This window comes from Betaproteobacteria bacterium (assembly GCA_016713305.1).
Taxonomy (GTDB): Bacteria; Pseudomonadota; Gammaproteobacteria; order Burkholderiales.
This window is the reverse complement of sequence record JADJPK010000002.1, coordinates 14,930-28,352: the sequence shown is the minus strand read 5'-3', so window position 1 is coordinate 28,352 and position 13,423 is coordinate 14,930. Positions and strand designations below refer to the sequence as shown.

12 protein-coding genes and 1 pseudogene are annotated in these 13,423 nt (G+C 66.5%); 1 reads left to right on the top strand and 12 read right to left on the bottom strand.

What is annotated here, in order from left to right:
• From IPK20_00415 to IPK20_00360, 12 genes and pseudogenes are all read right to left on the bottom strand, one after another.
• Positions 1-772: pseudogene (locus tag IPK20_00415) on the bottom strand (SDR family oxidoreductase).
• 63 nt (positions 773-835) lie between these two features.
• Positions 836-1,618, bottom strand: coding sequence for a glucose-1-phosphate cytidylyltransferase (gene rfbF, locus IPK20_00410; protein ID MBK8015293.1), 783 nt, complete (start codon positions 1,616-1,618; stop codon positions 836-838).
• A 330-nt stretch (positions 1,619-1,948) separates the two neighbouring features.
• Positions 1,949-2,233, bottom strand: coding sequence for a hypothetical protein (locus tag IPK20_00405; protein ID MBK8015292.1), 285 nt, complete (start codon positions 2,231-2,233; stop codon positions 1,949-1,951).
• 264 nt (positions 2,234-2,497) lie between these two features.
• The gene (locus IPK20_00400; protein ID MBK8015291.1) at positions 2,498-4,132 is read right to left on the bottom strand and encodes a glycosyltransferase; all 1,635 of its coding nucleotides are present in this window, start codon (positions 4,130-4,132) and stop codon (positions 2,498-2,500) included.
• Positions 4,122-5,267: a glycosyltransferase gene (locus IPK20_00395; protein ID MBK8015290.1), complete on the bottom strand. Its 1,146-nt coding sequence runs from the start codon at positions 5,265-5,267 to the stop codon at positions 4,122-4,124. The genes IPK20_00400 and IPK20_00395 overlap by 11 nt, the downstream gene beginning before the upstream one ends.
• Positions 5,257-6,918, bottom strand: coding sequence for a glycosyltransferase family 39 protein (locus tag IPK20_00390; GenBank protein MBK8015289.1), 1,662 nt, complete (start codon positions 6,916-6,918; stop codon positions 5,257-5,259). The genes IPK20_00395 and IPK20_00390 overlap by 11 nt, the downstream gene beginning before the upstream one ends.
• The gene (locus tag IPK20_00385; protein MBK8015288.1) at positions 6,911-7,915 is read right to left on the bottom strand and encodes a glycosyltransferase family 2 protein; all 1,005 of its coding nucleotides are present in this window, start codon (positions 7,913-7,915) and stop codon (positions 6,911-6,913) included. The genes IPK20_00390 and IPK20_00385 overlap by 8 nt, the downstream gene beginning before the upstream one ends.
• A complete protein-coding gene (locus tag IPK20_00380) occupies positions 7,899-8,351 on the bottom strand; it encodes a GtrA family protein (protein ID MBK8015287.1) in 453 nt (150 codons plus the stop codon). The genes IPK20_00385 and IPK20_00380 overlap by 17 nt, the downstream gene beginning before the upstream one ends.
• Entirely contained in the window at positions 8,348-9,640 is a 1,293-nt protein-coding gene (locus IPK20_00375; protein ID MBK8015286.1) for an oxidoreductase, read from the bottom strand. The genes IPK20_00380 and IPK20_00375 overlap by 4 nt, the downstream gene beginning before the upstream one ends.
• Before the next feature lie 118 nt (positions 9,641-9,758).
• Positions 9,759-10,160 (bottom strand): hypothetical protein, encoded by a 402-nt coding sequence (locus IPK20_00370; protein ID MBK8015285.1) that lies wholly within the window; start codon positions 10,158-10,160, stop codon positions 9,759-9,761.
• A 23-nt stretch (positions 10,161-10,183) separates the two neighbouring features.
• Positions 10,184-11,095, bottom strand: a complete 912-nt coding sequence (locus tag IPK20_00365) for a glycosyltransferase (GenBank protein ID MBK8015284.1) — start codon at positions 11,093-11,095, stop codon at positions 10,184-10,186.
• 25 nt (positions 11,096-11,120) lie between these two features.
• On the bottom strand, positions 11,121-12,092 hold the full coding sequence (locus IPK20_00360) for a glycosyltransferase (GenBank protein MBK8015283.1): 972 nt from the start codon (positions 12,090-12,092) through the stop codon (positions 11,121-11,123).
• A 162-nt stretch (positions 12,093-12,254) separates the two neighbouring features.
• Here IPK20_00360 and IPK20_00355 point away from each other — a divergent pair, with 162 nt between their 5' ends.
• On the top strand, positions 12,255-13,343 hold the full coding sequence (locus IPK20_00355; GenBank protein MBK8015282.1) for an acyltransferase: 1,089 nt from the start codon (positions 12,255-12,257) through the stop codon (positions 13,341-13,343).
• Positions 13,344-13,423: the final 80 nt, after the last annotated feature.

Sequence of the window (13,423 nt, the reverse complement as noted above, 5' to 3'; positions counted from 1 at the left end):
TCGCAGTTGGGCACCACGCCGTGGACGATCTCGGCCACCTCGCGGATGCGGTAGTTCTCGGTGGTGGTGCCGACGTTGAAGGCGCGGCCGTGGACCAGCGAGCGGTCGGCCTCCAGCAGCGCGATGTAGGCGCGCGATGTCCTCGACGTGCACCAGCGGCCGCCACGGCGAGCCGTCGCTCTTGAGGTGCACCTCGCCGGTGGTGAAGGCCCAGGCGGTCAGGTTGTTGACCACCAGGTCGAAGCGGATGCGCGGGGACAGCCCATAGGCGGTGGAGGCGCGCAGGAACACGGGGCTGAAGTCGTCGTCGGCCAGGGGCGCCACGTCGCGCTCGACCTCGACCTTCGACACCCCGTAGGGCGTCACCGGGTTGAAGGCCGCGTTCTCGTCCAGGAAGTCCTGCCCGCCGCCGCCGTAGTTGCTGCACGAGCTGGCGAACAGGAAGCGCGGCACGCGGGCCTGCTTGGCCAGCTTCGCCAGGCGCACCGAGCCCAGGTGGTTGATGTCGTCGGTCAGCGACGGGTCGTAGTCGCCCAGCGGGTCGTTCGACAGGCTTGGCCAGGTGGATCACCGCGTCGAAACCCTTCAGCACGTCGCCGTCGACATCGCGCACGTCGCCAATGATCTCCGGCACCTTTGCCAGCTCGCCGTCGAAGGTGCAGGCGCCGAACAGGTCCGTGTCCAGACCCGTCACCTGGTGCCCGTGCGCCTGCAGCATCGGCGTCAGCACCGAGCCGATATAACCCTTGTGGCCAGTGAGCAAGACCTTCATGTGCGTGTACCCTGCCTGGTCGGTGGTCGGTGGTTGGTGGCGTTCAGTCGGCCACGGTCGCGTTCAGTCCCAGCACTTCCACGGGGCGTGCCCGGTATCCCACAGCTTCTGCAGGATGTGCTTCTCGCGCAGCGTGTCCATGCACTGCCAGAACGACTCGTGCTTGTAGGCCATCAGCTGGTCGTCGCGCGCCAGGCCCTCCATGGGGGCCTGCTCGAACATCACGGGATCGCCGTCGATGTAGTCGAAGACCCCGGGCTCGAGCACGAAGAAGGCGCCGTTGATCCAGCCCTCGGCCGTCTGCGGCTTCTCGGTGAAGCGCTTGACGGCGTTGCCCTCGAACTCGAGGTGCCCGTAGCGGGCGGGCGGGCGCACCGAGGTCAGCGTGGCCAGCCGGCCGTGTGCCCGGTGGAAGTCGTGCAGCTGGTCCAGTGGCACGTCCGACAGGCCATCGCCCCACGTCAGCATGAACGTGCGGTCGCCCAGCCATGGTTGCAGCCGCTTGATGCGACCGCCGGTCCCCGTCGTCATCCCGGTCTCGACCAGGTGCACCGTCCAGTTCGGCCGGTTGTCGGTATAGGTCAGCACGTCGCCCGAGTTAGTGCGCACGGTCATGTCGCCTTCGAGCGTGCCGAAGTCGCGCATCCAGCGCTTGATGTACTCGCCCTTGTAGCCCAGGGCGATGACGAACTCGTCATGCCCGAAGTGGGCGTAGTGCTTCATGATGTGCCAGAGGATCGGGTGCCCGCCGATCTCGACCATCGGCTTCGGACGGATCTCGGTCTCTTCGGCCAGGCGCGTGCCCATGCCGCCGGCCAGGATGGCGACGATCGGTTTCTTGGCCATGGTCCTCCCGGTGCCCCCACCGTCGGGTCAGGAATGCGACTCACGAACTCGTCCAGGGAACCCCACGGCTCCCCGACGCGAAAAGGTGCTGTCATTCCGGAAATTGACCGGAACATGATAGCATAGGTCGGCCAACTCGCAACAGACATAACACTTATGATGTGCTATTTTGTATATTTATGATCGTCGTGTCTTGGGCCAAGGCTGCGTCGCTGCGATCTGCAATTTTTGCAATTCATTGCCCCCAATATGTTACTCAAACACGACAGATTGTGAACCGGTACTTGCCATTCTTCTCCTGCGGGATGCGTTCGCCGGGCACCAGGTCGATCACCATGCCCGGCCCGAGGATCCCGCGCAGGATGGTTCCAGTTCGGCTGCCACATCCGCCCCCCAGCCGGGCCCCGGCACCAGGTGGACCCGCAGGCGCAGCGGCTCCTCCTGGACGATCTGCATCTGCCGGATGCCCGGGAGTTTCGTCAGCGTGTTCTCGATGATCGAGATGCCCTGCACGCGGTACCCGCCCTCCGCGCGCAGGAAGTCGGCCGTGCGGCCGGTCACCTGCTCCATGAGCGGCAGGCCGCGGCCGCAGGGGCAGGCCCGGTCGCTGGGCACGCCGCGGTCGCCCAGCTCGTAGCGGATCAGGGGCTGGCCATGGTTGATCAGCTCGGTGACGACCAGGCGCCCGTCCTCGCCGGGCGCGCAGGGCGAGCCGTCGTCGCGCAGGAACCCGTGATCACGTGGTCGGCGTTCAGGTGCAGGCCTGGTGCTGCTCGCACTCGCAGGCGATCAGGCTCACCTCCTCGCAGCCGTAGCGGTTCGTCACGGGGACTCCCGCGCAGGCCTGCTTGATCACGCGGCGCTCTGGTTCCAGCAGCATCATGCTGGCCGCCACGATGCCCGACGGCCGCAACGTGCGTCCGTTCGCAAGCAGATACTCCGCCAGGATGAACAGCGAATGCGCGTGCCCGAACAGCAGGCCCGGCCGCAGGCGGTCCCACTCGGCCAGGAAGCGCACGATCGCGGGCTCGTCGATACGCATCGTGTCCAGGTAGATGATGCGGTCCTGAGTCTGGCGCGCAGGCGCGCCTTCCAGGTGCGCGGCGCCGGCGGATTGCCCCAGGCCGCCGCCATGGGTTGGCCCAGGCGCCAGCCGACCACTCGTCGGAACGGAGCGCGGCGGCGGCGCGCTTCTGGATGCCGGGCTCGTCGCAATAGACCTCCAGCGAGACGCCGGTCGAGCCACCGGTCTTCGCGCGACGCAGATCCTGCTTGCGGTAGCGACTGGAGACGAGTGCGTCCTGGTGCTGGCGGATGTCGTCCTTGGTGAGGATCGGCAGCCGGCGGAGGTCCGCCACGGTGCGAACGGTCGCGGCATCGATGCCGGCCGCAGCCCAGCGGTCGCGGTAGTAGGCACAGGTCTCGGCGGCGTGGCGGATGATCGCGCGCAGCTTCTCCTGCTGGCGCGCGCCGACAGTTTCCGGCCCGTCCCATTGGCTGCGGCGCAAGCGGCTCAGCTCGCGCAGGCGGCAGCTGCGATCGTAGAGGTCCCAGGCGGGCTCGAAGACCCCGCCGACCATCGCGTCGGGCAGCCTCATGCGCCCCCGGACGGATGCGGTCGCGATCAAGGCCCAGCGAGACGATCCGCTTCCACATGCGGAGAGCCAGCGGATCGCGGCGCAGGGCTTCGCGGTAATCGCGCCAGGCCTCGGCGCGCCGGCCTTCGCGGGCGTGCCAGTAGCCGCGGGTGACGTGGACGTGGGCGTAGGCTTGGTCGATCTGGCGTTTGGTGGCGATATCCGGGTTGTCCTTCAGGAACCGTTCCAGGAGCCGGAAGAAGTTCTCGAGACGCTCGCCGACCTTGTGGGACATCTGCCCGGGCCAGATCCGATACCGGGCAAGCGCCTCGTCGACGAAGGCAAACCGGTATCGCGTCGAAATCCTCAACCAGAGATCGTAGTCGATGGACATGCTCAGACGCTCGTCAAAACCGCCGAACTCACGGATCACCGCCGCACGTGCAACCACCGTCGGGAACGGCACGAAGTTGTCTATCATCAACGGCGCCGTCACCCACCCCTGAAACCGCTTCATGTGGATGGACGGGATCCGCCGACCCGACTCGTCCATCCAGGTCACTTCGCTGAAAACCACACCGATGTCAGGAGCGCCGTGGAAGCACGGGATCTGACGGCTCAACTTGTGCGGCTCCCAGACGTCATCGGCATCACAAAACGCGATGAACTCACCGCGTGCTTCGGCGACACCACGGTTCTTGGCGATCGTCTGCCCGGAATTGGCCTGCCGCACGATGCGAACCCGCGGATCCGACCCGAATCGCTCCAGGACCTGCTGCGTGTCATCGGAGGAACCATCGTCCACGACGATCGACTCGACGTGCGGGTAGTCCTGTCCCAGCACGGATTCCAGTGTCTCAGCGATGTAACCTCCCATGTTGTACGAAGCTGTCACCACCGACACCAATCCGGGCACCATCGTCTTCTCAGCTTCCATTCAAATGCTCCCGGTAGATGCGGCTGTAGCTGGCCGCCATCGCCTCGTGTGAGTGGTTGTCCCGCACTCGTTCGCGGGCAGCGGCGCCCAGGCGTTCGGCCAAACCGACCTCGTCCCGCAGGCGGTTGAGCGCCGCGGCCAGGGCGTCCGGTTCTCCGCGAGGCACGATCAGCCCGGTTTCGCCGTCCCGGATCAGCGTCGGAATATCGCCCACTGCCGTGGCCACGATCGCCAGGCCCAGGGCTGCCGCCTCGAGCAGGATCATCGGCATGCCTTCATCGAGAGACGGTAGCGCCAGGACATCGGCGGCACCGAGCAGCTCCGACATGTCCTCGCGAAACCCCAGCAAACGCACCGGCGCCCCACGCCGACCCTCGTCGATCAACCGTTGAAGTTCCGCCCGCAGCCGTCCTTCGCCGGCAATGAGACCGTGCACAGGTCGCGTTCCGTCGACCATACACCCGATCGCGCGGATGAGTGAGGCCTGGTCCTTCTGCTCGGTCAACCGCCCGCCATTGAGCACCAGAAAAGCGTCCTGCGGCACACCCAATGCCTGCCGCAATCTCCGGCGCCGGTCCGCATCGGGGGGAGCGACCGCCAACGGGATTCCGTTCGGCACCACGGCGATGCGGCGTTCGTCCACACCGTTGAGTGCCAGAACGCGCGCAATATCGCCGGAAACCGCGGCCACCGTACGAAACCGTCGATAGAGTCGCAACTCGAGCGCCACCATCACCCGCATGCGGAGCGGCGACCCCGGGCGCATGAACCAGAGGTGGCAGGTGGCCGTGAACGGGAGCGGCCGCAGCAGCTTCACGAGGCTGCCGTAAACTGTAGCCTTGTAGCCGTGGCTGTGGACCAAGGCAACCCGACCCGCACGCAGCAATCGTGCCGCGCGCGGGACATCCATCATGAGGGCGCCGTTGCGCAGCCTGACTTCCATGGTCTCGATCCCAGCGGCGCCCGCGGCATCGAGCAACGCACACGGTTCGCCGAACATCCCCACGATGCAGCCGACGATGGGTTCGTACTCGCCCTGCGCCTTCTGTGCTTCGGCGAGATTCAGCACGACCCGCTCGGCCCCGTACATGCCGCCGCTCTCGAGCAGATGCAGGATCCTGGGCCTAGGACCCATCGGCAGCACCTCTCCGATAGACACGGTATTTCAAGCCGTAGCCCTCGCCGCCGGCGCCGGTCAATTCGGTGACGAACCGGAAGCTGTCGGCCAGGTACCTGTCGAGTGGGAAGTCGGGTGGATCGGCAAACTGGTCCTGCACGAGGACGTAGCGCATACGATTCATGTCGATGAGGCCCTCGTATCGTTCGAAAGGTGTCGTGTAGTACGTGTAGTGCTCCCAGCCGTCATCGCACCGCCCTCCGAGCATGTCCTGCCGGGCAAGTTCCGTCTCCTCTTCCCAGATCTTGAGGTGACGCTCGGTGAACGGCACGCCCGCTGCTCGGTCGCCGGCCACGCCCCGCCGTATGCCGTCAGCAATGACAGCGAGGCAAGACGTGCGGCGCGGTAGCACAAGTGCATCGAAACCGAATACGAAGAACGGCTCATCCTTCGAAACGTTCTTCTGGACCCACGAGCGCAGACCGTTCTGATCGACAGCCCGGAAACGCGCCACCTCGCGGCCGGATTGCAGTGCGAGAACGGATAGAGCCAGGACGGCCCAGGCCGCCACCACGCGCCCGAGCGAAGGCCTCGCACGCACCACGGCGACCAGGAACGCCACGGCGGCCAGATAGAAGACCGGCAGCGCCGGCAGCATCCAGTAGGCCCGCAGCTGGCGAATCAGGCCGAACAGCACGAGCCAGGCCGCAGTCTGGAGGAGCAGGCTTGCCGCCAGCGGGTGGGAGCGCCGAAAGGACAAGGGGCCGCGATGAACGATCGCGCCGACGGCCAGCGGCAGCACGACCCACCCCGAGCCGCGCAGCATGGCGAGAAACTGCTCACCCCAGCGGATCCAGGGCGACGCGTCGTCCTTCGCGTTGGTCAGGCGCAACTTGACGTACTTCAACGGGTCGAAAAGCGGTATGCCCGCCGAAACGAGGAAAGCCAATAGCGACAGCGCCGCGAACCCCCAACCCGTCCGCAGGGCCCCGCGCCAACCGTGGACGCGGATGAGATCCGCGAGCAGGAAGACCACGGCAAACGCCAGGTGGAGCTTCAGGCCCGCGCCCAGACCGAGCACGAATCCGGATCCGAGCAGCCAACCCTGATGACGTCCGAAATCCGACCTGTAGTACAACAGAAGCCCGGCCGTCATGAACAGGGGCAACATGGCGTCCGGGCGCGCGACGACGTCGGCCCAGATCGTGTTGTAGGTCAGCAGATACATGGCCGGCGGCAGCACGGCCGCCCAACCGCGCCAGGCATCCCCAAGGAAGCGCCGCGCCAGCCGCCACGTCAGGACTGCCGCGATGAGGTCCACCATGATCACGAACGCCCTGTAGACATGGACGTACGAGTCGGGACGAAGGTAGTAGTCACGGTAGGCATCGGCGACGAGATTGAGCCCCAGACCGCCCGGCACTGCGCCGGTCACGATCCGGAATCCGTAGTTCGCCAGGCAGAGCAGGCCCGTGATCCAGGATTCGAGATACATGCGCTGAGGCTGCGCTTGTCCGAACAAGACCAGAAAGCCGCCCTCGAACGTCGTCCGGTCATCGATCGACACGAACGGGCCGCCCACCTTGAGGACCGCTAGCTTCGCCGCGAGCGATAGAGCCCCGATCAGGAGCAGAAAGGCCACCGGGGCGGATGGACGTCGGTCAAACACGTCTGTTCTCCCCTCCGGCCGTGGCCCGACCAAGGGCCGACGGACGATGCTCGTTCAGGAAATAGAGCGGTCGGTTCTTCGTTTCGTTGAACATGCGTCCGAGGTACTCGCCCAGGACGCCGATACCGATCAGCTGCCCGCCACCCAGGAACAGCAGGACGACCATGAGCGAAGGATAGCCCTTGACCGGATCGCCGAAGACCAAGGTCTTGTAGAAGATCCACCCGGCATACACGAACGCGATCAGCGCAATGCCGATCCCGCAGTAGGTCGCCAGGCGGAGAGGTACGGTGGAGAACGACGTGATCCCCTCCACCGCGAAGTTCCACAGCTTCCAGTAGTTCCATTTCGTGTCACCAGCGAAGCGCGGATCCCGTTTGTAGATGACGGCTTTCTGGGGGAAGCCGACCCAGGCAAACAGCCCCTTCATGAAGCGGTGCTGCTCGCGAAGTTGCAAGATGGCGTCGACCGCTCGGCGGCTCAGCAGGCGGAAGTCCCCGGTGTCGGCAGGAATGCTCACACGGCTCAGCTTGCCGATGATCCGGTAGAACCAGCTGGCCGTCGCCTTCTTGAAGGCCGTCTCGCCCGCGCGCGACTCACGGCGCGCATACACCATGTCATAGCCGGCCCGCCATTCCGCCACCAGTTGCGGGATCACCTCCGGCGGGTCCTGGAGGTCCGCGTCGATGACCACGACCGCATCGCCGCAACAGGCATCGAGACCCGCGGTCATGGCGACCTCCTTGCCGAAGTTCCGGCTGAGGTCGACGACCGCGACTTCCGGATGGGCGGACTGCAGGTCGCGCATCAGCCGCAGGGTCCCGTCCGTGCTGCCGTCGTTGACATAGACGATCTCGCGGGGCATTCCCAGCTGATCCAGGACGGCTGCGAGCCGACGGTGGAACTCCGGGAGCACCTCCTGCTCGTTGTAGCAGGGCACGACCACCGACAGGCTGCTGTCGGCGCCGGGCGCGGATGGTTCAACGCGATCTGTCATCACGCACCTCGCGGAAGGTCCAGAAGCGATTGCCGAGATAGGTCAGGACCACGACCGTACCCGTTGCGACAACCTGGGACAACAGGTAGTGGAGGCCGAGCCCCCGATGGCAACCCGCCATCACCCCGGCATTGAGGCCCATCCCGGCCAAGGCGATCACGAAAAACCGGGAGATCGTGCCGGCGTGCCCCTGGCGGCTGCGGAACGTCAAGTGGTAGTTCGCGAAATAGTTGATCACGGCCCCGACGGCGAAGCCGCAAGTGGTTGCCAGGACCGGGTCGGCGCCTGCCCACCTCACCAGGGCAACCAGCGTCAGGTAGTGCCCGGCGGTACCGACAAGGCCGACTGCCAGATACGCCAGGAACTGGCGGGGCCTGACAAGCCCTCGCCAGGTGGCGCCCGCGGTCGCGGCCGACTCCTGCCGTCCCGGTCTCATGGTCCGTCCGGGCGCCGGCCACGCGCCTCGAAGCCGGCGAAACGGCTGCCGGTGTCGGCGCCCCACTCCCAGTTGCCCAGCAGCCCGACACGTGCGATCCGCAACGGCCGCTGCCCCGGGTAGATGTCGTCGAGCGCCCGGTAGAGCACGGGTTCCCCGTCGATGTGGACCTGGTAGCGACGCCCGTCGCTGACGAGCCTCAGCCGCAGCGGCCGGCCCCAGGTCACCCTGTCTCCGACGTTCGTCCAGATGGCGTCATAGAGATCCTCGAACCCGTCGAGCTTCAGGAACGACGACAGTGACGCTCCCCCGTAGCAGTCGTCCAGCCAGGTGTTGATCAACAGGTAGTTGGCCTCGTCCTGCCAGAGGCAGAACCCTGCCGTGCCGTGCTCCCGCTGCCCCCGCGCGGTGCCGGGCGGCGTCAGCGTCACGGCAAGATCGGCGAAGCCCGGCTGATTCCAGTCCAACGCGTAGATCGTGCGGCCGGCCAGAGGCGCCTCTGCGCTGGCCACCCACCGCGCGCCGCCCCGCTCGTCGCACTCCAGCCGGCCGGGACCGAGCAATCGGCACCAGGTGGTCCCGCCGATAGGCGTCGAGCGCCCCGCAATGTCTCCGGGCGGTCCGGACAGGTCGTCAGCGAGAATGACCGCATCGCCGGCGGCCGACCAGGGAGCCTCCAGATCGAGTTCCGGCGGCATCGGCAACGTGCGCGGGAAGACCTCCCAAGACAGGACATCGGCCAGCGCCGTGGGCGAACCGGCCAGTCCGACACCCGACCCGCTCGCAGGCCCCGCAGCAGGGAACCTGCGTCCGAACGGCGCGTCGCCATCGACGATGATCGTGATCTCCTGCCCGTCGTCCAGGACCTGCACGTCGCGCGGTGCCGGAACCCCGGCGGCACGCTCGGTCACGGCCAACTCGTCATGTCGTTCTCCCCGGCGGAAGCTGAGCACCAGCCGGCGCGACTCCAGACGCAGTTCCCATCCGTCCGGACCGGATCCCATTCCCCAGCACAACCCGATGGGCTCGGGCAGACACGCCGAGGGTTTCAGGCACAGGCGCAACAAGCCGGCTGGGGAGCCGATCCGGACCCCGGCCACGCCCCCAAACGATTCCCAGGTACCGCCGACCGAGGCCATCGCTGCTGGCGGCAAGGTCCCCTCGTCGGCCGCGGCAGCCGCTGCGGCGCCAGCCCACCTGGACGCGGCGCCGGAGTCCTGTGTCACCCGCACGCCGTAAACGCGCGAATCGGCCCGGAATCCGATCTGCCCGAGTAGGCACTGGTGCACTGACGCGTGCAGTTCCTCGCTTTCGGGCCTGTCCGTCACCGCGAGGGGCCGCATCGCCGGGTACGCACCCAGCCCGCGCGCCCCCGGGGGACCTGAGACCAGGCACAGGACGTCGCGTTCACGCAGTCGCGTGACATAGTGAATGGGGACGTTCTGTACGCCACGGATCACCGGCCAGGCGCGCGGCCCACCCCGCCGGGTCCACGCCACTGCCCCGCGCCCAACGTTCGAGCCTCGTGCGCAGCGAATCGGACATGACTTCGGACTGCGAGGTGTTGTGCCCATTGAGCATGAACACGGCGAACGTGAGACCCGGTTTCGCCGGGAACGGGCCATAGGTCAGGCAGGTCCGCTCCCAGCCCTCCCGCAACGGCGGCTGTATCCGCAAGGCCCCGCCGTCGATGCTCAGGATGCGTTCGACATCACGCCCCTGCCGGGGCGGCTGACCGGCCGCGGCCGTTCCCACCACCCTCCCGCGACGGCGGCGATCGGTGAAGTTGTCCCTGAGGAGCGTGGCCATGGTTCCCTTCCGGGTCGGTGCACCTAGATCCGGCCCAGGCGCCGACGGACTGCCCAGGACAGTTCGGCCCGGTACAGGGGCGCGTTCCACTTCGTGACCTTGGCCAGCCGCCAGGCACACTGCAACTTCAGCCCCGGAGACAAGCCGCAGGTCAGAAGTGACTTCGTCAGGTCCCGAAGCTGGTTCCAGGCCGACAGCACCACCTTGCCCTTGTTGCCCGGGTTGAACCAGACGGCCCGTTCATGATACGAGGCGTAGACCCGGTCGGACTTCCCGGCGTGCACGCGACGATAGAACGCGGCCCCCGGCACCTGCAGAAGGCGCCCTCGCAGGGCCAGCTCACCAAGGAGCGTCCGGTCAGAGTCGGTGTAGTCGCGAATCAGACCCGTACCGGCCAGCACGTCGCGGCGCGTCAATCCGAATACTTCGGCACAATTGTGGCCGATCTGAATGACCTGGAAGAACCTCTCGGGGGCCTCGCGCTGGCCGACATCGCCACGGTCGAACTCACCGAGAAGGCGCCCGTCCGCGTCAACGTCGACTAGACGCGGGTGGGAGAGCACTGCTCCCGCGTCCGCCTCCAGCGCCCTGGCACACAGGTCCATCGCATTCGCATCCATATAGTCGTCATGCGCCGCCCACTTGAAATAGCGACCGCGCGACTTCCCGAACACGAAGTTGTAGTTGGGCCCGGCCCCGATATTCCGTTCCTGCCGGAAATAGCGGATGCGCGGGTCTTCGGCCGCGAACGCGCGGCAAATGGCTTCGGTCCCGTCTGTGGAGGCGTTGTCCGAGATGATGATCTCGAGCGCCTCGAAGCGGCCCCCATCCCAGGTCTGCGCGACCAGGGACTGGAGGGCCTGGAGCAGGTAGTTCTCACCGTTGTAGACCGGCAGGCCGACGCTTACCAGCGGCCCCGGCAGATCCTCCGTCATCCGCACCTCCTCGTGTGCCAAGGCGTCACGCCGCGCCGTCTCCGCGACCGCGCAGGAGCTCGCGCGCCAGGCATCTGACCCAGCCCCAGACGACCAGCAGCCCCGGCCTCACTCGCAGAGACTGCACGTAGTAGGCGCGTGCCTCCGCCCAGTTTCCACGCTTCTCGTTGAGATATCCGAGGGCGCAGTAATTGCGCCCCAACCAGTACCGGATCAGCCGTCGCTCCCGGCTACTCGGCCGGCAGCCGAGTTGGCGCCGCATCACTTCGATCCGCGCCAGCGGGTGGCGATCGCCGGCCTCGTGCATCAGACTGCCGGCATGCCGCCGGTAGGCGTGCCCGACGATGTCAAGGAACGCGCAGCCGTGCCGCCGGGCGATGCGAAGCCAGAGATCGAGGTCCTCGCTCGAGGCCAGGCTCTCGTCGAACACCCCCACTTCCGCCAGCACGTCCCGCCGCACGGCAACGCTCGAGGTTCCGATGAAGTTGGCCCGGATCAGCCCGCACACCATCAGGTCGCGACGCAGACTGCCGTCGGCCTGTTCGCCGCCCGCGACAATGGCACGCAACGTGCTGTAGGCAGCCAGGAACGAGGGCTCAAGCAGCCGGTCATCCTCGTCCACGACCTCGAAGTCGGTGAACACCAGCGCCACGGCCGGCCGGGCAGCCAGGATGGCAACCTGCCTCTCAATCTTGCCGGGCTTCATCACATCGTCGGCGTCGCAAAAGAAGACGTAGCGGCCCCGCGCTGCGGCGATAGCCCGGTTGCGCGGCGCGGAAGGCCCCCCGCTGGCAGCCTGGCGCCAGAACCGGACGCGGGCGTCGGCAATCCCCCCCACGACGGCCGCGGTGTCGTCCGAAGACCCGTCGTCAACGACCAGGACCTCGAGATCCCGCCAGCTCTGCGCCAGAATCGAGGTCAGGGTGCGCCCCAGGAACGCGGCCGCATTGTGGCAGGGAACCACCACACTCACGGCGGGGGCGGTCGGATTCGTCAACGGTTCTCCTTCCCGGGAAGCCCCGGGCGAAACAGGTCGTCAAATCGGGCTCTTGAGGCTACAGTGGCCGGCGTCGCCAGCGCCATCAGACTAGCCTAGAGACGAGGATTCGCCAAGGGCGGCCCCGCGTTGACCCGCAAGGAACCGAAAGGACCGCGAAGTATGCCCGCGCCGACCGCTTCCGTTACTACGCATCAATCCGCGGAACTGACGGCCTACTACGCCCGATTGAACCGGGGGGTCATTCCTGGTCTCGACGGGATTCGGGCACTGGCCGTTCTGCTGGTAATTGCCAACCACTTCGGCTTCGAGTGGATCAACGGCGCCCTTGGGGTCCTGATCTTCTTCGTGCTGAGCGGGTTCCTCATCACATGGCTCATGCTCAAGGAACTCGACAAGACCGGAACCGTCTCGCTCAAGAACTTCTACCGCCGGCGCATGCTGCGCATTTTCCCCGCGTTCTACGCCTTCTGGCTGGTTGGCGTGGGCATCTATCTCGTGCGCGGCCACTACTTGGATTGGGGCCAGGCGATCTCGGCTTTCTTCTACGTCAGCAACTACTGGATGGGATTGGTCCCCAGCAGTTGCATGCTCTTCCCACACACCTGGTCGCTCAGCATCGAAGAGCAGTTCTACCTGCTGTGGCCGGCGCTCTTCCTGCTGGGGCTCCGCCAGCCTCGTCGTTTGCCGCTGTTCCTGGGGATCGCCATCGCGGCCGTCTGGGTGCACCGGGGCGTGCTCTTCGCCTGCGGAGTCCCCCAGGAGTACCTCTATCGGGCATTCGACACACGCCTGGATCACCTGGCCATCGGCTGCCTGACGGCCATCCTCTTGCGTCGACGCGCGATGGACGGAATCGTCCGTGCCGTGACCCGGAGCGCGTGGCTGCCGCTGCTGACCCTCGCCTTGCTCTTCGGCGCCCAGGCCGGCCACGATTCGCCCGCCTTCATCTTCACCGTCGGCTATGCGCTGGAGCCGTTGCTCACCGCCGTGTTCCTGCTGCAGTTGATCTGCTTCTCCGAGACCGGGGCCTGGCGGGTGTTCGAGCATCCGGTCGCACGATATCTGGGTAGGATCTCGTATCCGATGTACCTCTGGCAGCAGTTGACGCTGTTCACGGCGAAACGGGTAGCGATCGACTTTCCGCCGGCCCTGCAGTTCGGGTTCGCGCTTGCCGTCACGGTCGCTTTCGCGTCTGCAAGCTACTTCTTGGTCGAGAAGCCTTTTCTGCGGATGAAGAGTCGATACTAGTTTGGAGTCGGTGGGACGGCGGCTTCGCTCGCGTCTGACATCTCATTGACGCCGGAGGTGCCGACCTCGCCGTGCCCAAC